Raw genomic sequence first — 23,155 nt, forward strand, 5'->3', positions numbered from 1 at the left:
GGTATCGACCGTCGACACCGTTACCTTCAGCCACGCTTACCGTATCAACGGCCGCTGTGAGAGACTGGCAAAACTCGAAGCGTTCGTCATGATTGATTGAGTGTTCAAGCAGAGCTGGGAGGGTGGGGGATCGCCGTCGGTGGCGCAGTCTGAGCGATCTCGCTCCAGCCGTGGTCGAACGTGAACGTTCGGGCGTGGCCGAAGGGATTCTGAATCCTGAGCACGCGGGCTTGTTCTGGATCGGTCGCGTGCTCTACCACATACAGCCAGTACGCCTCACCTTTTTCTCGTGCGTATTCGAATTGCGTGTGTGACAGTCCAACGGGGTGATTTGCCAAGGTGCCCGTCATCGACTTCACTTCGACCCATCGAATCTGCTTGCCACCACTGTCGGCCTCGAAGAGGTCAAAACCCGGGTTTCCTTCCGGAGCGCGGTGCAGTGATGGCTCGAGACCAATGATCAGGTCGATGGCGCGCCCCTCGATCTGCATCCGTGTAGCCTGATCGAGGCCATCGGGATCGGGGCTGTCATCATCGGGGTGCGTTCCGACGTAGGAAATGAATGGCCGCCCGTTTGCGTTGCCGGGTGTTCTCTTGCCCGAGCTGCTGCCTTTGCCACCGCCTTTGTCACCGGAGGTGCCGTGACCGCCCGCACTGCCGTGCGCAACTCCATTACCATGGCCACCACAGCGTGAAGTCCCCGTGCCGGTGCGCCCTTGACCAACAGATCCCGCACCAGTACCCACGCTATCACCACCATCCGGATCAGGGGGGCCGGGCGGAATCTCCGGCATGTCATCGTCGTACAGATCCTTCGCGCCGTCGTACACGTTGCCATCGGATGGCTCGTCGATCTCCGGTTCAGGTGCTGGCGATGGCTCGGGCTCAGGTGTTGGATTCGTGATGCCCAATCGGGAAGTCAGGTCAGCCACGTTGGTGATACCGAGCTTACGCAGCAGATCGAGTGCAGCCGGATCGATACCTGCCTCTTTGGCGAGCTGATCGATGATCGGCGGCTTGAAGGCGATCTTGGTCAGCAGGAATGGGTTGGGCTTCCAGCCAAGCGTGTCGAACACGACGAGCCCCGGCCGCACAAGTTCTCCGTCGGCGTTCGGCACCCACGCGACCTGATTGAGCGTCCGCACGAAGGCGGCGTCGAACCGGGCTGCCTTTGCCTCGTGGAAGTAGCCCCACTTGTAGGAGCCGTAGAAGGCGGCTGTGCCGCGCGTCTCCAGATCAGCCAGCGCCTCCCACAGCACCTTCGCTCTGGCTGCAGCCTCCTCGGAATTCAGCGTCGGCAAGAACTCCAGCAACTGTGTCAGCCCGCGAAGGGTAAAGTCCTCTGTCTGGCTTTCCCAGCTCGCACGCTCAAGGCCTGCTTCTCTGCGAATCTGCGCTTTCTCGGAAGGCCCAAGCCCCGACGGCGTTGCTTGCGGTGTGAGGTAGCGGCTTGCGCCGCATGACACCAATAGGTCACGGATGTCTTCCCCGCGCAGGCAGTCGTATTCGTTGTCCACCATCAAGATGTCGGGCACACCGGCGAAGAGCTGCTGCAGGCGATCGGTGGCGATGTAGACTTCCCCGGGCTTGGCGACATAGCCTTTGCCATCGTTGTCGACCACCGTCACAAAGGTGGTGTCGCGCAGGGCTGATCGGAGCTTATCCTTCTGCGCCGTTGAGTCAGTGTTGAAGGCCGCCCGGATGCGCTCGATATCGGCCGCGTAGGTGTCGTCGTCCACATCCACCTCTTGCTGCCGGTACTTCGGCAGGAGGTTCCAGACGACATCGTCCACAGGATCAGGTTCGGTGATGCCCAGCGAAAGCAGGAACAAACGCACCTCGGGTGTCGCACACACCGCTCGGCGCATCGTCGGGAAGCTGGTGGCGATGGTGCTGGGCAGGAACGCCTTGGCCTTTCCGTTCTCGCGAGCAACGACGTGTGTACCGTCATCGAGGCGGATGAGTGGAACGGTGTCCAGACGACGACGCAGCGCCGTCTCCTGGCCGCTCAGGAATTCGTACAGACGTGACACCCACTCATCGGACTGCGCCTCAAGGAACGACTTGGTCAGGCTCGGCACCAGTTTTGTCGGCGTGATCTCGTCGATGTCGAGTTCGCGCATCAGGTACTGGCGGATCTCGGGAGCCTTGTCCTGAGTGATGTCGCCGGACAGCCAAGCACGCACTTCCGGGCCGAAGAGCGACGCCAGCTGCTCCGGACTAAACAGTTCACGCAAGTCTTGCGTTCGCGCCAGCTTGGCCTGTTGGGCAGTGACATGTCCGTCGTCGAAGGTTGGAAGCAGCTCCTCACCCTGAAACGCCTGACGGACGGCATCGAACATCGGCGCGAACCGCGAATCCTCTGGGAATTTCTCGCGGTCAAGCGGCAGGCAGCGCAGCATCGTGACGTCCAGCATCGCGTTGTCTCGCATCCAGCGCATCGCCTCCACCAGCAGGCCGGACGTTTCCTTGACCAGATGCTGATTCCACGGCTCGCTGGGTGGAATGTTGTCGCGGCTTGGCGTGGTGCGGTACGGCCCCTGCACGAGAAAGCCAAGGTGGCTCTCGACCACCGTCGGGAAGAACACCACCAGCGGTGACTTGGCCAGCGGCTGCACCGCCCAGCGGCCTGGGACGTCCTTCACCGCAAGCAGCGAGAAGGCGACTTCTACTCGCCCGATCATCTGCCCCTCGACAGAAAACACGTCCCGGTGGAACACCAACCAGTTTTGATCGACCTCTGCCTTGCCAGTTTCTTGGCCGATCACAGTGATGCGGTGCACGTTGGGGCCGAGAGACTCAGGCCTGTTGCGCAGGTAGAACCCCGACGCGCCACCTTCGACACTCCAGTTGATCTCTTCGATGTTCCGCAAGAACAGCAGCGCGCCGGGCCCCAAGTGGCGGAACCCCGTCGTGATGTGCTGCGCTGCGCTCGCGTCCTCCGGTTTCAGGGGTAGAACGATCTGCGTCTCGTCCGCCGCGCGCGCCGAACGCGCCATCCGCTTCGGGAAGACGTAGTTCTCGATGGCGAAGTCCTCGTCGCCGGAGTGAATTTCCGGAAGATCGGTGACGGTGTAGACGGACTTGAAGCCGAGGCCGAAGCGTCCGATGGACGACTCGTTCTTGGTGCTCTCGGCGATGTCGCAGACGCTTCGGACATCGGCCTCGTCGAACGGCTTGCCGAAATGCGAAAGCGTCAGGCAGGCCGGGTTCAGGGTGAACTCAACTTTGCGTGATCCGTACCACTCGCCGCGCCGCCCGAGGGCGTCCTCGGCGTTCTGCAGCAGTTCGAAGATGAAGTGCGTGCGGTCGTCGTACAGGCCAGCGGCCAGCTGGCCGGACTTCTGTGCGCCCTTGGTGCCGTAGCTCTCCCGGTTCTCCTCGCAAATTGCCTCGTAGTTCGATCCCACGGCCACCCCCTCTAGGTCAGGCACCGATTTTGGTGCCATGTTTGCTCAAGTCTGCACATTCATGGACTATCATGACAAAATGTATCAGTAAACCAAGCGCCGCAGATGACATGGAAAAACCGATGAGCGACCAGCCGGACGAAATCCTCACGATTGACGAGGTAGCCGCCTATTTGAAGGCAGGCAAGCGCACGGTCTATCGCCTTGCGGCGAGCGGCAGGCTCCCAGCCTTCAAGCTCGGTGGGACGTGGCGCTTCCGTCGCGGCGATCTGGATCAGTGGATCGCCAACCGCATCGGTAAGGCGATGGCGGATGATGACGAGGGAGCGGAATGACCAGCAGCGCCACCGCCCTTCAATCCAAGGCCAACCCGCAGCAGCTCGAAGCCATCCTCGCCACCGATGGCCCGGTACTCATCATCGCGGGCCCCGGCTCCGGCAAGACCTTCACCCTGGTCGAGCGCATCGTCTATCTCATCACGCAGAAAGGCGTCGCGCCGGAGTCGCTGTTCGTCGTCACCTTCACCGACAAGGCCGCGCGTGAGCTGACCACACGCATCTCCAACCGGCTGACCGAATTGGGCATCAAGTTCAACCTGAACGAGATGTACCTCGGCACCTTCCACTCCATCTGCCTGCGGCTGCTGGAGGATTTCCGCGAGTTCACCCGGCTCAAGCGCAGCTTCACGCTGTTCGACCAGTTCGACCAGCAATACTTTCTGTACCAGCGCATTAAGGACTTCCGCGAACTGCCCGACGCCCAACTCGTCATGGGCGACGACCAGTCGGGGCGCTGGGCGCAGTCGGAGAACCTGCTCAAGTGGCTCAACAAGGTCAGCGAGGAAGCCCTCGACGCGGCCACGCTCGCAGCGGCTCCCGAAGTTGAAATCCGCGCGCTGGCCGCGTGCTTTGCCAAGTATCAGGAACTGCTGCACGAGAACAACTCGCTCGACTTCTCCGGCATCCAATACGAGGCACTGCAACTGCTGGAGAAGCGGCCCGAGGTGCTGGCGCAGGTGCGCGAAAAGCTCTCCTACCTGATGGTGGACGAGTACCAGGACACCAACACCATTCAGGAACGCATCCTTCTGCTGCTGGCGGGCGAGAAGAAGAATCTGTGCGTGGTGGGCGACGACGACCAGGGCTTGTACCGCTTTCGCGGCGCGACCATCCGCAACATTCTGGAGTTCCCCGCGCTGTTCGACGAGGGCCAGTGCAAGCAGGTCAAGCTGACCGTCAACTACCGCTCGCATCCGGACATCATCCGCTTCTACAACGAGTGGATGAAGGAACAGGTGTGGGACGACGGCACGCGATCCTTCCGTTTCGACAAGCAAATCCTGCCGCGCGAGGACGACTTCCCCAGCGTGCCCACGGCAGTGCGGCTGGCCGCCAGCGACGACAAGGGCGAAACCACCAACTGGCACGCCGAGGTGCTGGCCTTCCTGCACAGCCTGAAGGCGTCCGGCAAGCTGACGGACTGGAATCAGGTGGCCTTCTTGTTCCGCTCGGTGAAGAACGACAAGGTGGTGGCGCTCGCACGGTTCCTCGAATCCGATGGTGTGCCCGTCTTCTCGCCCCGCTCGAACATGTTCTTCGAGCGCGAGGAAATCCGCCTGATGATCGGCGCACTGATCTTCCTGTTCCCGCAGTTCCCCAAGGTGCGCGCGTGGGCCGAAGGCGTGCATCTGGACATCTGGGACTACTATGACCAGCTCTGCTTCAAGCCCTTCACCGACGAGCTGCGCAAACCGGAAAACAAGCCGCTGCTGGATTGGGCGCGTCCGCTGGCCAAGCGTCACGCCGTGCTCACGCAGAACACCGACTATGCCTTCTCCGGCCTGTTCTACCAACTGCTCCAGTTCCCGCTGTTCTCGCGCTTTCTCACCGAGGAAGCGGCGCTGGGCGTGGACAAGGGGCGCGCGGCGCGCAACCTCGGCACCTTCTCCAAGCTGCTCACCAAGTTCGAGTACCTGCACTACGTCAGCGTGTTGAACCCGGAATGGCTGGAGAAGAACATCCGCGATCTGTTCAACCAGTTCCTGCGCTTCCTCCAGGACGGCGGCATCGGCGAGTACGAGGATGAAGCCGAGTACGCGCCCAAGGGCTGCGTGTCGTTCCTGACCATCCACCAGTCCAAGGGGCTGGAGTTTCCGGTGGTGGTGTGCGGCTCGCTGGAGGCGGTGCCGCGCAAGCAGTACGGTGAACTGGATGTGTTGCTGGAGGACGGCGGCTACCTCTCGAAGGAGCGCTTCGAGCCGCTCGACCACATCAAGAATTTCGACTTCTGGCGGCTGTTCTACACAGCCTTCTCGCGTGCGCAGAACCTGCTGGTGCTGGCGGCGCAAGAGCGCCAAGGCCGAGGCCTCGGCAAGTCGCCGTCCAAGTATTTCGAGCGCCTGTTCTACGATGTGCCGAGCTGGCGCGATGTCGATCTGTCGGCGCTGACCTATGAGGCGGTCAAACAGATCAACCTCAAGCGCGAATACTCGTTCACATCGGACATCACCGTGTTCGAGAACTGCGCCGAGCAGTACCGCTTCTTCAAGGAGCTGGAGTTCGCCGCCATCCGCGAAAGCCCGATGCTGTTCGGTACCTTGGTGCATCAAACCATCGAGGACATCCACAAGACCGTGCTGCGCGGCGAAGAAGGCACCATCACCTTCGACGGCATCAAGAGCTGGTTCGCAGCCAACTACGCCCTGTTGTCGAAGAAGGAGCGCGTGTACCTCGCGCCCAGCTCGCAGCAGGCCGCGCTGCTGCACGTGCTGCGCTACTACGAGCGCGAGAACGGCAACTGGGATCGCATCAAGGAAGCCGAGGTCGAGATTTCGCTGGTCAAGGATCAGTACATCCTCAAAGGCAGCGTTGACCTGATTCGCGGCGAGCACGACACGGTCGAGATCATCGACTTCAAGTCGGAGAAGAAGCCCGACATGGAGAAGGATCGGGAGCGGCTGCGCCAGTACCAGAGCCAGTTGGAGGTGTACGCCCATCTGGTCGAGGAGCGCACCGGCCAGAAGGTCAGCCGGATGCACCTGTACTACACCGGCGAGGACGGCGGGAACCCCTACGTTTCCTTCAGCAAGGACGACCGCGCCATCGGCAAAACCATCGCGCGCTTCGACGACATCGTGGCGCGCATCGAACGGCAGGATTACGGCATTGCGACACGCCCGGCCAAGCTGTGCCTGAGCTGTGACATGCGCGCCTACTGCGACAACAAGAACTGGAAATTCAGGAAGAGCAACTGATGAGCAAGAACACCCCTGCGCAGGACAGCCTGCAACTGGTCACGCCAGATGGCGGCACCACCAACGTCGAGAAGTACGAGTTCGAGCCGATCAAGGGCTACCCGATGCTCAACTGGCGCGGCAAGCGTCCGTTCACCTCGACGCAGTATTACCCGGCGCAGTTGAAGGAAGTCCACGGCGAGGAAGTGAATGGGTGGCGCAACAAGATCTTCTGGGGCGACAACCTTCAGGTGATGAGCCACTTGCTGAAGGAGTTCAGGGGCAAGGTCGATCTCATCTACATCGATCCGCCGTTTGATTCGAAGGCGGATTACAGAAAGCAGGTTTCGCTGAGAGGCAATAAGGCCAAGGGCGACCAAGCGGCTTTCGAAGAGAAGCAATACGGCGACATTTGGACGAACGATGAATATCTCCAGTTCCTGTACGAGAGACTTCTCTTACTCCGAGAGTTGCTGAGCCCATCTGGATCAATATTTCTTCATTGCGATTGGCATAAGAACCATCACATTCGCTGCTTACTTGATGAGGTGTTCGGTCAGAACAATTTCTGCAATGAGATTGCACGAATTAAATCAAATCCAAAGAACTCCGAACTGACTGCGTTCGGGAACATTCACGATACTGTTTTCTTCTACCGCAAGGGAGGAGACGATTATGCGTGGACACCACTCCGCGAGGAAAAGGACTCAGAAGACCTAGCGCGCATCTTCGAGAAGGTAAATGGCGAAGGACGCAGGTACACGACAGTAGCCCTGCATGCCCCCGGAGAACGTACCGGGGAAACGGGGCGACCTTGGCGCAACCTTTCCCCGCCGCGTGGACGGCACTGGGCATATGTTCATTCACAGCTTGATGAGTTTGACACCCAAGGGAAAATCGAATGGTCGTCTTCCGGCAATCCACGACTGATTCGCTACGCGGATGAGGATGAGGGGAATCGGGTGCAGGACGTGTGGACGATGAAAGACCCACAGTACGTTGACTATCCAACCGAAAAAACCGAAACGCTGCTGGAGAGGATTGTATTGGCCTGCTCTAACCCCGGGGACCTTGTTTTCGACTGTTTCATGGGATCAGGGACGACCCAAGCAGTTGCCATGCAGCTTGGCCGTCGCTTTATCGGTGCAGACATTAACCTTGGCTCGATCCAAACGACAACCAAACGACTGATCGGTGTTGCCGATGATTTGCGGCAGAAAAGCATTGATGGAGAAGCAAAACCCTTCACTGGTTTTGAGCTTTACAACGTCAATCACTACGACGTTTTCCGCAATCCCGTTCAAGCCAAGGATCTGCTGATCGAAGCGCTGGAAATCCAGAAGCTGGAATTCAGCACCGTGTTCGACGGCGAGAAGGACGGGCGCATGGTCAAGATCATGCCCGTCAACCGCATTGCCACCCGCGCCGACCTGAACGAGCTGATCGCAGGCTTCGACTACAAGGCGTGGGAGCGCAAGCAGAACGAAAGCCCGAACCGCCCGGTCGAGAAGATCACCCTCGTCTGCATGGGCCACGAGCCGACCTTGCGCGCGGAACTGGAACTGGCCGCCAAGCCCTTCAAGATCGACGTCGAGGTGGTGGACATCCTGCGCGACAAGGCCGATCTGGAGTTCAAGCGCGACTCGCAGGCCAAGGTATCCATCAAGAAGGGCGAGCTGGTCATCGAAAAGTTCTACCCGATGAACCTGCTGCAAAAGCTCTCGCTGCAAAAGGAAGCGGTTGAGGACTGGAAGGAGCTGGCCGAGTCAGTGCTGATTGACTGGAACTACGACGGCGCGGTGCTGCAACCGGCGGTGGTGGACCTCCCCGGCAAGAACGAGATGGTCAAGGGCGCGTACAAAGTACCGGACGATGCGGGCACCATCCGCGTGAAGATCACCGACCTGCTGTCGGAGTCCTGGGAAGGGAGCGTAGCCGATGGCGACTAAGCGCGCAGCCAAGGCGGTCAGCGCGTCGCTCGACTTCGCCTTCTTCCAGTTCCTCTGGCAGTTCCATCAGGCCAACCGGGGCACCATCCGCCAGCACTACAAGGAGCTGACCCGCAAGTTCCTCGACTTCAACAACCCGGATCGCAACCCGAAGGCCTTCTTGCGCCAGCCGCAGTTCGAGGCGCTGGAATCCTACGTCTTCCTCAAGGAGTTCCTCGGCAACGCCAAGGTCGAGGAAATCTTCCAGCAGTGGTTTGAAAAACAAGGCCGCTTTGCCGACCGTGCCGAGGGCGGTGTGGTGTCGGGCAGCGCGGGCCAGGTCGGCCTGTTCGACAAGATCACGCAGGATCAGTACAAGGCAGTGTTCGCGGCCATGCGCAAGAACTCACGCGCCTACCCGAACTACATCTTCGCGCTGACGATGGGCACCGGCAAAACCATCCTGATGGCGACCTGTATCTTCTATGAGTTCCTGCTGGGCAACAAATTCGAGAAGGACGCTCGCTACTGCCACAACGCACTGGTTTTCGCACCCGACAAAACGGTGCTGCAATCGCTCAAAGAGATCGAGGCCTTCGATCTGACGCGCGTGGTGCCGCCGGAGTACGTCAACTTCCTGACCGCGCACCTGCGCTTCCACTACCTCGAAGAAGCGGGCACCTCGCTGGATACGCTGGATCGCTCGCGCTTCAATATCATTGTCTCGAACACGCAGAAGATCATCCTCAAGCGCCAGCACAAGGAAAAAACCTCCGTTGACAAGCTGTTCGGCGCAACCGGCGAAACCCTTTCGGCCACCGGCGTCTATGCCGACGCCGCTGATCTCTACAACTTTGACCAGCCGGAAGAAGAAGGCGAACTGACCACCAACCAGCGCTTCGAGAAGCTGCGCCGCCTGGAGCAGTTGGGCATCTACGTGGACGAGGCCCACCACGCCTTCGGCAAGGCGCTGGCCAAAGACATGGGCGTGGGCGCGAAGGAAACCGACACCAGCCTGCGCACCACCATCGACATCCTCGCCGCCAGCCTGAACGCGGCGGGCACGCGCGTGGTGGCTTGCTACAACTACACCGGCACGCCCTACGTGGGGCGCGAGGTGTTGCCGGAAGTGGTGTACGCCTACGGCCTGAAGGAAGCCATCGACAAGGGCTTCCTCAAAAAGGTGACGCTGCACGGCTACGCCAACACCCGCACCGACGAGTTTGTGGACATCGCCATCGAGAGCTTCCTGAAAGAATCGGGCAACCTGCGCCCGGAAGGAATGCTGCCCAAGCTGGCGTTTTTCGCGGCCACCGTGGAAGAACTGACCGAAGAGTTGAAGCCTGCCGTCGAGCGTGCGCTGCTCAAGCACGGCATCCCCACCTCGCGCATCCTGGTCAACGTGGGCGACAGCAAGATCACCACCAACGACGACATCCGCGAGTTCAACCGCCTCGACACCGAAGGCTCGGAGAAGCAGTTCATCCTGCTGGTCAACAAGGGGCGCGAGGGCTGGAACTGCCGCTCACTGTTCGGCGTGGGCCTGTTCCGCGAGCCGAAGTCCAAGGTGTTTGTGCTGCAAGCCACCATGCGTTGCCTGCGCGCCATCGGCGAGGCCCAACACACCGGCCACGTCTTCCTCTCAGACGACAACCTCAACACCCTGAACGACGAGTTGCAGCAGAACTTCCGCATCAGCGCCGACGAGCTGCAAAAGACCGGCAGCGACAAGGAGCGAGTGGAAGTGCGCGTGGTCGAGCCGCCCGTCAAGATCAAGCTGGTGCGCGTGCGCAAGCAGTACCAGATGCGCGAGAAGCAGCTGGTGCCCGGCCAGTCCTTGGGCCTCGACCGCGCCCACAAGGAAAGCTGGGGGCCGCTGGTCGAGAAGTACCGACTGATCGAAACGCAGCAGGACGGCCTGACCGCCGCTGACGCGGCCCGCGCCTCGAGCAGCCGAACCTTCGACCTGACCGACCGCCGCGAGAAGCGCACCTTCTCGCCGCTGACGCTAGTGGCCGAAGTGTCGCGCTACCTCAATCGCACCCCGCTGGAGATCGAGGAACTGCTCGATGCCACAAAGGAAGGCACCGCCGAGTTGGTCGCCATGACCAACGAGTTCAACGAGCTGCTCTACGACGAGATCATCCCGCGTCTGTTCCGCCAGCTCTACGACCTCGACGAGTCGCAGCAAACCGAGGAGCACGAGGTCGATCTCATCAAGCTACCCCCCAACGGCTACTACGAGGTGTCGGCAGCCAAAGACAAGATCGTCCGAATGGGCAACACGCAAATCAAGGACGACGAGCGCGCCAAGAGTTTTCACCTCGACACCTACTGCTTCGACTCCGGCTCGGAGAACTGGCTGTTCTGGGATCTGCTGCGCGAACAGCGGGTGAAGAAAATCTACTTCACCGGCATGCTGACCCACGGGCAGTCCGACTTCTTCATCCAGTACATCGACCCGGATTCACGCACCGTGCGCAGCTACTACCCCGACTTCATCTTCCAGCGCGAGGAGCCGGACGGCAGCCTGAAGTACGTGATCGTCGAGGTGAAGGCCGACAACCAGATCGAGGACGCCGTGGTGCAGGCCAAGAAGGACTTTGCCCAGCAGATCGCGGTGGCCAGCGGTATGGAGTACCGAATCATGAAGTCCACGGACGCGGACAAGCGGAACTTTCGGATGCTGCTGTAGCTTGCGCGGTCAATGCTCTATGAATAATGGAAGGCAAAGAGCGGGAGGACCTGGGCACAAGCAAGACGAGATGCTGGGAACAGAGACCGACCTATTCTGCTGAACTGGATCTTCGCAAAAAATATCTCGGAGAGAGACATATGCCCCTCGCGCTGACTGGATCGACTTGGAAAAAATGGGACCTGCACGTCCACACGCCCGAGTCCTTCTATCACAACTATCCAGGCACCCGTGAGGAGGCTTGGGAGGCATTTCTGAAGGACATCGAGAACCTGCCAGAAGAGTTCAAGGTCATTGGCATCAATGACTATGTGCTGGTCGATGGCTACGAGAGAGTCTTGAAGGCAAAGCGGGAGCAGGGTAGGTTGCAAAATATCGATTTGATATTGCCGGTGGTGGAACTGCGGTTGGATAAATTCGGTGGAGTGGTCCAGGGAGGCAAGAAAGGGAACGCTCCATCAAGCTGGAGCAGGATCAACATCCACATCATCTTCGATCAGGTTGACGCGGATTTCATCCGCCAGCAGTTCATCTCAGCAGTTGCCCCAAGCTATCGCCTTCTTCCAGGTTCGACCGGCGAAGGCAGATGGAATTCCGTGATCTCAAGGCAAAGCATTGAGGCTTTGGGTGCCGCCATTATCGGGTCAGCCCCCGCCGACAAGCGGGCGGAGTATGGGAGTCCGCTCGTTGAGGGCTTCAATAACCTTAACGTGAGCGCGGATGGCTTGCATAAGGCGCTGGCGAACGATGCCCTCAAGGGTAAGTTCGTTGTGGCGGTTGGCAAGACAGAGTGGGAAAACCTGAAATGGGATGATCACTCAATTGCAGAGAAGAAGACACTCATCAACAGCGCCGATCTTGTTTTCACCGCTGCCGAATCGCCTGAGGACCACGCCAAGGCCAGAGCCAAGCTGCGTGAATCTGGTGTCAACTCCAATTTGCTTGACTGCTCCGATGCCCATTGGTTGAGCGCATCGGCCGATAAAGACCGCATCGGTAACTGTTTCACTTGGATCAAGGCGGATAGCACTTTCAGAGGCTTGTTGCAGTCCATCGAGGAGTTTGAGGATCGCATCTTCGTTGGCGACAACCCACCTAAACGCCAGCATGTCGAACTCAACCGAACGAAGTTCATTCGCTCGGTCAAGGTCGCAAAGAAAGAGGACTCAAAACTCGCAGACACATGGTTCGAAATGGAGCTTCCGCTTAATTCGGACTTGGTCGCCATCATTGGGAATAAGGGGAGCGGCAAGAGTGCGCTCGCTGACATCATTGCGCTGGCTGGCAATACCAAAAACCATCGCAGTTTTTCGTTCTTGAATGAAACACGCTTCCGAGAACCTCGCGCGAAGCTTGCGCAGCATTTCGTGGGTACGTTGGCGTGGCATGACGGTTCAAAAACTCCGCGGGATCTGGATAAGGATCCGGAATCCAGCAGCGTAGAGCGAGTGAAGTATCTTCCGCAGAGCTACCTCGATACGCTGTGCAATGAGCTGGGCGCAGGTGGCTCAGAAACGTTCGACGCAGAGCTTCGCAAGATCATCTACTCCCACGTACCAGTCGAAGATCAGCTCGACCAACCGTCAATGGACGCGCTGCTGAATTTCAAAGTGGCGGAGATCAACAAAGCCATGAAGGCGTTGCGTGATCGAATGTCACTGATCAACGCCGAGATCGTTGGCGCCGACGCCCGGCTCTTTCCCGAGTTCAAGAAGGGCTTGGAGGAACGGCTGGCGGCAAAGAGAGCAGAGCTTGCGTCGCTCGAAGAGTCAAAGCCCAAACAAGTCGAAGACCCGAACGCTTCACCTGAGGCCTTGGAGGAGTCCAAGCAGGCAGCAGCCAAAATTGATGGACTCGAACAGCAACTTCAGGCTGTTGGCAAGGAGGAGTCGGACCTCAGAGAGGCGAAGTCCACCGCGGCAAAGAAGCAAGCAGTCGCGCGGCGCATCGCACAGGCCTTGGCCAACCAGAAGAAGCAATGCAACGCATTCGAAGGCGAGTTGAAGCAGCTATTGGGCGAGCTTGGGGTTGAGATTCCCATTACCGCACTGTTTGAGGTCCGGATCGACGCCAAGCCCGTTGATGAGGTTACCAAGGCGATGCAGGCTGAGATCGAAGCAATCGACGGGAAGCTTCAGAGCACGGAGCCTGGCAGCCTTTTGAAGAAGCGCGAGGAGATATCTGCCTCCATCGCAGATGCCAAAAGCAAGCTTGGTGAGCGTGAACGCCTCTTCGTCCTGTACAAGGAGGCGCTGGTCCAGTGGGAAAAATCGAAGGTCGAGATCATAGGATCGAGCGATAAGCAGGGAACTGTTGCCTGGTTGGAAGCTGAGATTGGATTGCTCGCCTCGCTACCTGATCGGCTGCAAGAGCTTAAGGCGCAACGGGCTCGGCTCTTCAAGGAAATCCATGCATTGATTCGAAGCATGGTTGACGAGTTTCAGCGGCTCTATCAGCCTGTTCAGGCATTTGTAAGGTCGGCCGGCCAGATGGACATGAACCTTCCTCTGGAGTTCCATGTCCGCATTGAGGAGGCTGGCTTCTTGGACCTGTTCCTTGCAAAGCTCAATCGCCAGGTCCGAGGAACGTTCTCCGGCATCGACGAGAGCAACCAGTTGCTTCGGCGCATGCTGCAGGAGGCGAGTTTCGTCGAGCCGGACGACGCTTTCGTCTTTGCCGAAAAGATTGATCAAGCCACGCGGTTCGATCAGCGTGAAGGGCAGGAAGGTCGTGAGACACGTTTGGCCGACCAGCTTCGTAAAGGGGTGGAAGCAACAGAGGTCCTCGACTACATCTTTGGCCTCGAATACCTTTCTCCTCGTTACTCATTGACCTACGATGGCCAGGACATCGGCCAGCTTTCACCCGGCGAGCGGGGGCTCTTGTTGCTGGTCTTCTACCTCTTGGTTGACAAAGATGACATTCCAATCGTGATCGACCAACCGGAAGAAAACCTCGACAACCAAACCATCTACAAGATCTTGGTCAAGTGCATCAAGAAGGCAAAGGAGAGGCGCCAAGTCATCATGGTCACGCACAACCCGAACTTGGCGGTGGTTTGCGACGCTGAGCAAATCATCTACGCCTTCCGCAACACCGAGGGTGTTCGATTTGAGTATGAGGCTGGTGCGATCGAGCAGCCAGAGATCAAGAACAGAGTTGTCGAAATTCTGGAAGGTACCGAGCCTGCATTCAAGAACAGGCAATCGAAGTATCGGCTGCAGTGATCACATTTCATGTAGGCGAAAAGTCGAGGCACGTTGCGCTGGTGAAGGATGAAGATAGGAAGAACTGATGGCAAAGCCAAGAAGAAAGACGGATACCGCGACCGCATCGTTCTTTGAAGAGGACTATTTGGTTCGCACGCTTGGGCGTATCGCGCATGATCCGGAAGTCGCGCTCACGGAACTCGTGGCCAATGCTTGGGATGCCGGTGCCTCTCTGGTGGACCTGACTATCCCACCGTCCCGCGAGTTAGCTTTGACTGTGGAGGACGATGGGCACGGCATGAGTGCCGCGCAGTTCAAGGGCCGCTGGATGAGGCTGGGCTACGACCGCATCAAGCACCAAGGGCCTAACGTGGAATTTCCAGCCGGGCGCAAGGATTGGCGCCGTAGGGCCTATGGCCGCAATGGTGTTGGCCGCCATGGGCTGCTGTGCTTCGCGAGTCAGTATTCGGTGGAGACTTGGCGCGATGGAAAAGGCGCGGGCTTCGAGATCGGAACCCAGAGCCAGGAGACCCCGTTCCGCATCGAGAAGGAGACCGCTTTCTTGCGCCAAGGGCACGGCACTAAGCTATCGGTTGTGGTTGAGCGTCACTTACCTGATCCAGACAAGATTCGCGAAATACTGTCCGCTCGGTTCTTACACGATCCACAGTTTGTGGTGCGCGTCAACGGCCAGTCAGTGTCGTTGGCCAATCAGACCGGACTGATCGAGAGGGCAGTTTTGGCAATTGAGGGTTGCCCTCCCGCTGAGGCCTACGTTGTGGACTCAACGCGCTCGGCCAAGTCAACGCTCTACCAAGGCATTGCCTTCTGGGTAAACGGCCGTCTGGTAGGGGCCCCGGGGTGGATCGTGGGAGCCGATGCAGTGATTGATGGCCGCGCGCGCTTTGCCAAGCGTTACTCAATCGTGGTCAAGACTGACGATGGCTGGATGGCCGAGGTCGAGCCGGACTGGTCCCGTTTCAAGGCAGGCCCCAAAACAAACGCCCTGTTTGAAGCGGTGCGTCAGTACGCACAGCGAGTCTTTTCCTCCCTCTCATCGACATTGGTGGAAGAGAGTTCGGAAGAGGCATTGGTTCGTAACAAGGAGCAGTTCAAGGAACTCTCCCAACTTGGAAGAGCCGAGGTCGCTACCTTTGCCCGCGAGTTGGCGAAATCTATGCCTACGGCATCTCAAGACGTCCTTTCCTCTGCGGTGCAAGCGGTGATCAATCTGGAAAAGGCCAGGGGTGGGGCGGCCTTGCTTGAAAAGCTTACAAAGCTGGATGAGTCGGACATCGAAGGCTTGGATCGCCTGTTGGGCCAATGGACAGTGCGTGATGCTCTTTCTGTTCTTGACGAGATCGACCACCGACTTGCGATAGTTGCTGCAATAGAGAAGCTCTGTGGAGACGAGGCGGCCGACGAGCTTCATACCCTTCATCCATTGGTAACGCAGGCGAGGTGGCTCTTCGGCCCCGAGTTCGACAGCAGCGAATACGCCTCGAACGTGAGTTTGCGGACGGCGGCAGAGAAGGTTTTCAAGAGGCGGGTGTCAAACGATGCCTTTGTCAACTACAAACAACGACCGGACATCATGGGTTTGGCCGACGCGACTTGTTCGATCGTGGGAACCGAAGGCTTCGATTCTGCAGACACTACTCTCACCCGCATTCAGAACGTCCTGATCATCGAACTTAAGAAGGGTAAGTCGGCGATAGGGCGCGACGAGATGAACCAGGCCGACGGCTACGTTCAAGACTTCTTGTCGAGTGGAGCACTGGATGGAACGCCAATGTTCCGCGCATTCGTTGTGGGGCATGAGATCGCACCGAAGACCACAAAGGAGAAGGAACTCCGTGAAGATGGCGTGCTTCGAGGCCGGGTGGTTGCAGCCACCTATGGTCAGCTCACACGGACTGCCCATCAGAGGCTCTTTCGGCTCAAGGAACGGATTCCGGCGCGGTACGAAGACGTGTCTGGCGCGGACTTGTCGGCGAAGGTCATGCAGATTGCAACCCAGGCCCCTCTCGTGCTGCGAGAGCCAAAGCCGGAATGAGCCATGTCATGGGGGCAAGAGATTTATCTTCCCGTCCGGGTCTCCGAATCGGTATCCTTTATCCTGATTGATGATGGTGCCGTTGGCGTCGTTGTCCCACAAATCGTCCCATCTCCCGCGTCAGCAAAAGATGTGCGCTTCTGACGGTAAAAGCGACGGTAAGGCCCCATGTCAATCACAGTCAATCCCTTTAACCACGCGGGTTTGTGAGCCTCGTTGATGATGGAGTGGGAATGAGTTGAAAGAACGAGGGCGCCGAGAGGCGCCCTTGTTGTTTGAGAGGTATTTTGCGATCGTTCAAAACTATGCAGATCGTGTAGCTGGATTCGCCTCGCGTTGCGGTCGACGTTTGCATATGACCGGGCGGGCCTAGCACTCAAGGCCAACCTTCGCCCCGGGTGGACCTCCGAGGTATGCGTCCTCGAATATCAGTGTGCGGTCAGTTGACCTGGCAGCTAACGATCCTGTCTGCCCGAATCGGGAGCTTAGGTGTCGAGGGCGACAGGCGATCTAAAGACGGGCCATGAGCAGTGGGAAGGCGACGCATTCATGTCCAATCCGACTGGGCAAACCGTCGATGCGTTTCCCTTCTCCTGCCATCTGTAGGTCCTGCTACAGCTTGGCTTGTGAGCCCGACCCTGTTGAGCTTAAGATCGAAGAGTATGAGGGGAGTGGCCCACCTACGGTGCGCTACCAAGTTTGTAGACGGGACCAAGGTTCCGGCTATTTGGTGTTAGTTGAACCTTACAGTGGGCGTCAATGGCAGCCAAGATTACCCATCGACTTATTGAACTTACCTACGAAGTTGCACTCAAGTCGTATTGGCGCAAAGAGGCTTTGCGCAAATTTTTGCGGTCATGCTACGTGGCTGAAGGCCACATTGCCACTTGGGCTGAGAGTGAAAGCAAGCGGGATTTCTTGGATAGAACTTTTCAGAAGCTGCAGGCCTCTGATCGTGGCAAGGCGCTCATCTATCAGATGGCTAGAAGCTTGTCAGAGCAGACTACATTCCCGGACCTAAGGAGCTGGGAAGATTCCGCGCGGAAGATCGCAGATGCAAATCAAGCTGTGGCAGAGCTCAGGGCGTACCTGAGGTCACAGGACGAAATGATCCGCGGCGAAAGAGAGCGAGAGCAGGCAAAAGAGAAGGCAAGGGAAGAGAGGGCCCGAATTCAACGCAGCCTAACAGATAGGAGGATCCTTCAAGAGCGACTGGAAGATCTTCATTCTTCGGTTGGCACACAGAAGGGCGGGTATGATTTCCAAGACTGGTTCTACGATCTTCTTGATTATTGTGATATTCATAGCCGCCGACCTTACGTGACTAATGGCCGTCAGATTGATGGCTCTCTGACGATAGACGGCACCACTTATCTGGTGGAGCTGAAGTTCACTTCAGCTCAGGCAGCAGCAACAGATATCGACTCTTTGCGCGCCAAGGTAGATGATAAGGCTGATAACACCATGGGTATCATGGTCTCTATATCAGGTTACTCGAGTGTCGCGATCATGGGGGCGTCCGGTAGGCAGACTAGGCTGATGCTTATGGATGCAATGCACCTCTACATGTTCCTTTCCGGGACAATCGGGTTCTCTGAGATCGTTTCAAGGATAAGACGCCACGCTTCTCAGACCGGAGAGGCCTATCTTCCGTGCGCTGAATTTAATGAGTAAAGGTTTACTGGTGTAAATGGGGGGGTGCCTTCTTGCAGGTGATCTGTAATCTGGGTGTTTGGAGTCACTGGTGGCATCAATCATGGCCAAAAAAAAGCACTACCTTTCGGAGTTCTCTGTCAATCTTTGCACGAGCAATTGGATGCTCATCTCTGCCGACCAATTGACGTCTGGCGGAACTATGGCTCCGGAAGAGATGGCTATCGCAGATCGCTCTCACATTTACGTGGTTTGCCGTCGGCCAAGTCTTCGATTTGATCCTTCCACCTTTGTCTACTCAAAGGGGCAGGCAGTAGGCGATCTTCTCTATTCAGTGGGTGGGGTTGTGCGTCGGCTGCCATTTTCCATAGAGTTTCCACTCTTGGATGGAGCGGTTAGTGTTTCGATTTCACCTTATCCGCATCGTGAGATGAGGACATATGATTCTCAAGGAAGTATAGTCCGTTATCTTCCAGCGAACGCCCTTAGTATTCGCGAGGGTCAGCACGTGGATAGGCCCGAATTGGCAAATCTTGAGGTTCTTTACGTCGGGCAATCCTTTGCAAGTGGGAATCGCTCGGCCTTCACGCGACTCCAGAGCCATTCAACGCTGCAGAAGATTCTTGCAGAGGCCTCATATGAAGATCCAGATGGCGAGATATTTGTTGCCACATTCGTGTATGAGCCTTACAGGATTTTGACGCTTTTTGATGGAAAAGCAAAGTCGGTGATTAGCGATGAGCGAGACAGTAATAGATTTTTTAGTATCCTGGAGCGGCCGTTAAAGAAGTCTCAGCAGATATCATTAGCGGAGGCTGCGCTAATTCGATACTTTCAGCCTAGGTATAATAAGATCTACAAGACAAACTTTCCGTCAACCAAGGTGAAGGTTCTGGCGTCGTGTTATGAATTGGATTTTTCCGGCCTGTCAGTTGAAATTAATACGGATGAATTGAACTTTCAGCTCTTCTCGGATAATGTAAAGCCAGCGATGCACCATATCAGCAACATTGAGTTATTTGCGAACTCTGACCGGGCTGGTTTCTTTTTCTTCACCGATCGAGATGGTGGCGTAAAAAGGGCCGTGCAGACCATTGGCTGAGTGGAGGTAGTCCATCTAATTGAGCCTGATGTCGCGCTCGGCTCGTCTCAATTCTGAGCCTTGTCCATCCTGCTTCCTGCCGGACGTGGACACTGACTTCACCATTTGACATTTATGTGGCCAGGTCGGCTGATAAGCGTCATTCAGGCCTGACCTCGTGGCAGGCCCACTCAACCAGCCCCCTACAAGCCAGAAACAACCCATCCACAACCCCCTCATCCAAATGCCGCTCCGGGTCAGCAGCCACCCGGCAGCGGTCTGCCGCGTGTAGCAGCTCGAGCACCGTCAGCGCGCCCACCATCGCGCGCTCGCTCCTGGCCAGGCTCACGCGGCGGCCAGGCGACACATCGGTTTCTGGCCAAGGATGCCCATCTGCACCCTCGCAGCCGCGCATGCGCTTGAGGATGCCGAGCAGGGAGTTCAGATCGGGCAGGGGAGTGTCGTCGTTGATGGGTTCAACAACGGTGTACGAGGAGAAGGTGTCGGATTCGCTCATGGCGTCGGCTTCCGTGGCTGTGCTTAACAGCGCCACCGTGAAGGGGTGGCGGACGATGCATGGCTGCAAACCGGGATGATGTAGCGTCATAGAACCGGTGGATCCGAAGACCCCCACGCACCGCCCGCCAGAAAGGCCGACGGATTGCCCGCCGGCACCGGTTAAGGACGGTGCCGACGTGCAAGCGCAAACTACAGACGCGTACATCAATGCGGGTTTGCAGACCCGGCCACCCGTTGTCGGTGGCACGTCATGGTGTTTACGCCGCCGCTTCGAATACCAATAGAAATTCGCGAAGGAATCGCGGAATTCGAGAGCGAAGAACTATTGTCGCACGCAGCATTCGTGCAGCACGCGACGCCAGCAGACGCATTCGCGCGGCTGTTCTGCTGATGGCGAATCAAACTGGCGCAATCGCCCACGCCACATGCGAATAGCGCGACGGTCTTCTTTGCAACAGTTCTTAGTCTGCTTCGGCAGGCAGTGGCACCCGACAGACCGCACACCCCGAAAATCGGTTCAAACCCGACACCGCCAGCGAGCATCACAGCCTCAACCAACGCCGTCTTCAACCACCGCCGCATTCCCCACCAGCAACTCAATCATCGCCCGCGCCGCCGCGGACTGCCGCCGATGCGGCGCATAGATCACCGAGAATGGCCGCGATCTCCCCCGCAGTTGAGGCAGCACCTCTACCAACTCCCCACGCAGTAGCCGCTCGCGCACGATGAATTCATAGCTTTGGCAAATGCCGATGCCCTGTTCGGCCAGCGACACCACGCCCAGCACATCGTCGGAGGTCTCGATGGACGAACGCGGCAGCCAGTCCACGTCGCGCCCACCGTCGCGAAACGCCCACGGCGCCAACCGCCCGGTGCGCGGCATCACGAACGGCAGGCACAGGTGCTGCTGCAGATCGTCCAGCGTCTGCGGCGTGCCACGGCGCTGCAGGTAGTCCGGCGCAGCCACCAGCAGCAGTTGCGCGTCTTCCAGCTTCCGCGCCACCAGCCCGCTGTCCGGCAGCTGGCCCAGGCGGATGGCCAGGTCGAAGCCTTCGGCCACCAGGTCCACGTTGCGGTTGGTGATGTTCAGTTCCACCTGCACCTGCGGGTACTGCTGCGCAAAGCGCGCCAGCACGGGCGGCAGCCGGTAGTGGCCATAGGTGGTGGGCACGCTCAGGCGCACGCGGCCGGCCAGCGCACCATCCTGGGCCAGTACGTCGCGCTCGGCGTCGTCCAGCAGGCCGAAGGCGGTGCGTACCTGCTCGAGGTAGAGCCGCCCGGCGTCGGTCAGGCCCACGCGGCGGGTGGTCCGCTGCAGCAGCTGCCGGCCCAGCCTCGCTTCCAGGCGGGTAACCGCCCGGCTCAGCACCGAGGGCGTGGTGGACAGCGCCACCGCGCCGGCGGTGAACGAGCCGTGCTCGACCACTGCCAGGAACACCTCTACATCGCCCAGGTAGTCGAACTTGCGGCTCATTTGGCTCTCCGGGGAACAGATGTTTTGCGATGGGGCCAATTTATCGCCGCTGGGGCGATGAATAAAGTGGCGGCCATTCCCCGATAGGAGCTCCCCATGAACCTGATGACCCGGCTGGCCGCAGCGCTGGCCCTGACCCTGACCGCTACTGGCGCGCATGCCGCCAACGTGCTGGTGGTGCTGTCCGACGAGAACCACCTGGACCTGAAGGACGGCAAGGTGCTGTCCACCGGCTTCTATCTCAACGAGTTGATGCAGCCGGTCAAGCTGCTGCTGGACGCCGGTCACGAGGTGACCTTCGCCACGCCGCAGGGACGGGCGCCGACGGTGGATGCGTCTTCGGTGACGCCGGCGTACTTCGGCAACGACGCCGCGCAGCTGAAACTGCACAAGGACCTGCTGGAGAAACTGGCGCTGACCTCGCCGACGGCCTCGCCGGTGGTCAGCCTGGCGCGCATTGAGCAGCAGGGCTACGCGCGTTTCGATGCGGTCTACATTCCCGGCGGCCACGCGCCGATGCAGGACCTGCTGAAGAGCCCGGCGCTGGGCCGTCTGCTGGCCGACTTCCACCAGCGCAACAAGACCACCGCGCTGGTTTGCCACGGGCCGATCGCGCTGCTGTCCACGCTGCCGGATGCCGTTGGTTTCGTGGCAAAGCTGGAGGCGGGTGCAACGCCGGCTACGCCGAAGTGGATCTACAGCGGCTACCGGATGACGGTGATCAGCAACCAGGAAGAAGAGCAGGCCAAACCGCTTCTGGGTGGCGGTGAGATGAAGTTCTACCCGCAGACCGCGCTGCAGCAGGCGGGTGCGCGGTTCAGCAGCAACACCACGCCGTGGACCGGGCATGTGGTGGTGGACCGCGAGCTGATTACCGGGCAGAACCCGGCGTCGGCGCTGGAGGTGGGGCAGCGGTTGGTGGAGCGGTTGAAGTAAGCCCGACAGCACATCTGTTTTTCGGTGAGTCCTGCGCTCGGCGCGCGGGACGCCCAATTCCTACTCAAAGGATAAACCTCGTGGATCTTCAACTGGCGGGCAAGACCGCACTCGTCACCGGCGCGACCGCTGGTATTGGCCTGGCTATCGCGCGCACGTTTGCACGCGAAGGCGTAAGCGTGACCCTCACCGGGCGTGACCCGGGAAAGCTGCAGGCAGCCATGGCCGAGATCAGCGCTGTGGCGCCGGGCGCGCAACTGACTACGGTGGTGGCTGATTTGGCCAGCGCCGAGGGCGCGGCCGCCGTGATCGCGGCACAGCCCGATACCGATATCCTGATCAACAACCTGGGCTACTACGAAGCGGCGGCTTTTGCCGACATTAGCGACGATGACTGGATGCGCATGCTGGAGGTCAACGTACTGTCCGGCGTGCGCCTGTCGCGGCACTACTTCCCGCGCATGCTGGAGCGCAGCTGGGGCAGGGTGATCTTCATGTCCAGCGAGGTAGGTGCGTTCACGCCGCCGGACATGGTGCATTACGGGGTGAGCAAGTCGGCGCAGCTGGCGGTGTCGCGTGGCCTGGCTGAGCTGACCCGGGGCACCGGGGTGACGGTCAACAGCGTGCTGCCATCGGCCACACGCTCGGACGGCATTGTGGAATACCTGCGCCAGACCGCGCCGCGACCGGGCATGACCGATGCAGAGATTGAAGCGCACTTCTTCCAGACCTACCGGCCCAGTTCGCTGATCGCGCGGATGATCGAGGCCGACGAGATCGCGGCGATGGTGGCGCTGCTGGCAAGCCCGCTGGGCGCGGCCTCCAATGGCGCGGCGGTGCGCGTAGAGGGCGGCACCTACCGGTCCATTCTGTGATGCGGCGGTTGGGCCGGTTTGGCGCGTGATGTGGCGCGTGGCACCATGGCGGACCGGCGCCGCTCTTCGGGCGGGGCCGTTTTCCCA

At 59.0% G+C, this 23,155-nt stretch carries 13 protein-coding genes; 10 read left to right on the forward strand and 3 right to left on the reverse strand.

The features are described 5' to 3' along the window. Positions 1–104: 104 nt before the first annotated feature. On the reverse strand, positions 105–3,410 hold the full coding sequence (locus tag AC5P7R_RS12005) for a sacsin N-terminal ATP-binding-like domain-containing protein (RefSeq protein ID WP_495213869.1): 3,306 nt from the start codon (positions 3,408–3,410) through the stop codon (positions 105–107). Between the two features lie 122 nt (positions 3,411–3,532). Between AC5P7R_RS12005 and mads1 the strand changes: the two genes are divergently transcribed. From mads1 to AC5P7R_RS12045, 8 genes are all read left to right on the forward strand, one after another. Continuing rightward, the gene (mads1, locus tag AC5P7R_RS12010) at positions 3,533–3,745 is read left to right on the forward strand and encodes a methylation-associated defense system helix-turn-helix domain-containing protein MAD1 (protein ID WP_495213870.1); all 213 of its coding nucleotides are present in this window, start codon (positions 3,533–3,535) and stop codon (positions 3,743–3,745) included. Then, on the forward strand, positions 3,742–6,663 hold the full coding sequence (locus AC5P7R_RS12015) for an ATP-dependent helicase (RefSeq protein WP_495213871.1): 2,922 nt from the start codon (positions 3,742–3,744) through the stop codon (positions 6,661–6,663). Before mads1 ends, AC5P7R_RS12015 begins: the two co-directional genes overlap by 4 nt. Continuing rightward, on the forward strand, positions 6,663–8,591 hold the full coding sequence (locus tag AC5P7R_RS12020; RefSeq protein WP_495213872.1) for a site-specific DNA-methyltransferase: 1,929 nt from the start codon (positions 6,663–6,665) through the stop codon (positions 8,589–8,591). Before AC5P7R_RS12015 ends, AC5P7R_RS12020 begins: the two co-directional genes overlap by 1 nt. Beyond that, the gene (locus AC5P7R_RS12025) at positions 8,581–11,265 is read left to right on the forward strand and encodes a TnsA endonuclease N-terminal domain-containing protein (protein ID WP_495213873.1); all 2,685 of its coding nucleotides are present in this window, start codon (positions 8,581–8,583) and stop codon (positions 11,263–11,265) included. The genes AC5P7R_RS12020 and AC5P7R_RS12025 overlap by 11 nt, the downstream gene beginning before the upstream one ends. Before the next feature lie 140 nt (positions 11,266–11,405). After that, positions 11,406–14,492 carry a TrlF family AAA-like ATPase gene (locus AC5P7R_RS12030; protein ID WP_495213874.1) on the forward strand — a complete coding sequence of 1,029 codons (3,087 nt, stop codon included), beginning with the start codon at positions 11,406–11,408 and terminating at the stop codon, positions 14,490–14,492. 67 nt (positions 14,493–14,559) lie between these two features. Then, complete coding sequence (locus AC5P7R_RS12035; protein WP_495213875.1) at positions 14,560–16,530, forward strand: ATP-binding protein; 1,971 nt, start codon at positions 14,560–14,562, stop codon at positions 16,528–16,530. A gap of 759 nt (positions 16,531–17,289) precedes the next feature. Beyond that, positions 17,290–18,204, forward strand: coding sequence for a hypothetical protein (locus AC5P7R_RS12040; protein WP_495213876.1), 915 nt, complete (start codon positions 17,290–17,292; stop codon positions 18,202–18,204). An 82-nt stretch (positions 18,205–18,286) separates the two neighbouring features. After that, positions 18,287–19,285 carry a hypothetical protein gene (locus AC5P7R_RS12045; RefSeq protein ID WP_495213878.1) on the forward strand — a complete coding sequence of 333 codons (999 nt, stop codon included), beginning with the start codon at positions 18,287–18,289 and terminating at the stop codon, positions 19,283–19,285. A 139-nt stretch (positions 19,286–19,424) separates the two neighbouring features. Here AC5P7R_RS12045 and AC5P7R_RS12050 read toward each other — a convergent pair whose 3' ends face one another. After that, a complete protein-coding gene (locus AC5P7R_RS12050; protein WP_495213879.1) occupies positions 19,425–19,781 on the reverse strand; it encodes a hypothetical protein in 357 nt (118 codons plus the stop codon). Between the two features lie 552 nt (positions 19,782–20,333). Continuing rightward, positions 20,334–21,257: a LysR family transcriptional regulator gene (locus tag AC5P7R_RS12055; RefSeq protein WP_495213880.1), complete on the reverse strand. Its 924-nt coding sequence runs from the start codon at positions 21,255–21,257 to the stop codon at positions 20,334–20,336. 96 nt (positions 21,258–21,353) lie between these two features. Between AC5P7R_RS12055 and AC5P7R_RS12060 the strand changes: the two genes are divergently transcribed. Together AC5P7R_RS12060 and AC5P7R_RS12065 are read left to right on the forward strand one after the other, a co-directional pair. Then, positions 21,354–22,193 carry a type 1 glutamine amidotransferase domain-containing protein gene (locus AC5P7R_RS12060; protein ID WP_495213881.1) on the forward strand — a complete coding sequence of 280 codons (840 nt, stop codon included), beginning with the start codon at positions 21,354–21,356 and terminating at the stop codon, positions 22,191–22,193. A gap of 80 nt (positions 22,194–22,273) precedes the next feature. Next, complete coding sequence (locus AC5P7R_RS12065; protein WP_495213883.1) at positions 22,274–23,068, forward strand: SDR family NAD(P)-dependent oxidoreductase; 795 nt, start codon at positions 22,274–22,276, stop codon at positions 23,066–23,068. Positions 23,069–23,155 lie beyond the last annotated feature (87 nt).

This window comes from Stenotrophomonas sp. YJH_SMC_27 (assembly GCF_059369815.1).

Excerpts from the sequence above, each read along its gene's own strand:
- AC5P7R_RS12015 (WP_495213871.1), top strand. The coding sequence starts at position 3,742 with ATGACCAGCAGCGCCACCGCCCTTCAATCCAAGGCCAACCCGCAGCAG.
- AC5P7R_RS12060 (WP_495213881.1), top strand. The coding sequence starts at position 21,354 with ATGAACCTGATGACCCGGCTGGCCGCAGCGCTGGCCCTGACCCTGACC.
- AC5P7R_RS12025 (WP_495213873.1), top strand. The coding sequence starts at position 8,581 with ATGGCGACTAAGCGCGCAGCCAAGGCGGTCAGCGCGTCGCTCGACTTC.
- AC5P7R_RS12030 (WP_495213874.1), top strand. The coding sequence starts at position 11,406 with ATGCCCCTCGCGCTGACTGGATCGACTTGGAAAAAATGGGACCTGCAC.
- mads1 (WP_495213870.1), top strand. The coding sequence starts at position 3,533 with ATGAGCGACCAGCCGGACGAAATCCTCACGATTGACGAGGTAGCCGCC.
- AC5P7R_RS12045 (WP_495213878.1), top strand. The coding sequence starts at position 18,287 with ATGGCCAAAAAAAAGCACTACCTTTCGGAGTTCTCTGTCAATCTTTGC.
- AC5P7R_RS12040 (WP_495213876.1), top strand. The coding sequence starts at position 17,290 with ATGGCAGCCAAGATTACCCATCGACTTATTGAACTTACCTACGAAGTT.
- AC5P7R_RS12055 (WP_495213880.1), bottom strand. The coding sequence starts at position 21,257 with ATGAGCCGCAAGTTCGACTACCTGGGCGATGTAGAGGTGTTCCTGGCA.
- AC5P7R_RS12035 (WP_495213875.1), top strand. The coding sequence starts at position 14,560 with ATGGCAAAGCCAAGAAGAAAGACGGATACCGCGACCGCATCGTTCTTT.
- AC5P7R_RS12020 (WP_495213872.1), top strand. The coding sequence starts at position 6,663 with ATGAGCAAGAACACCCCTGCGCAGGACAGCCTGCAACTGGTCACGCCA.
- AC5P7R_RS12050 (WP_495213879.1), bottom strand. The coding sequence starts at position 19,781 with ATGAGCGAATCCGACACCTTCTCCTCGTACACCGTTGTTGAACCCATC.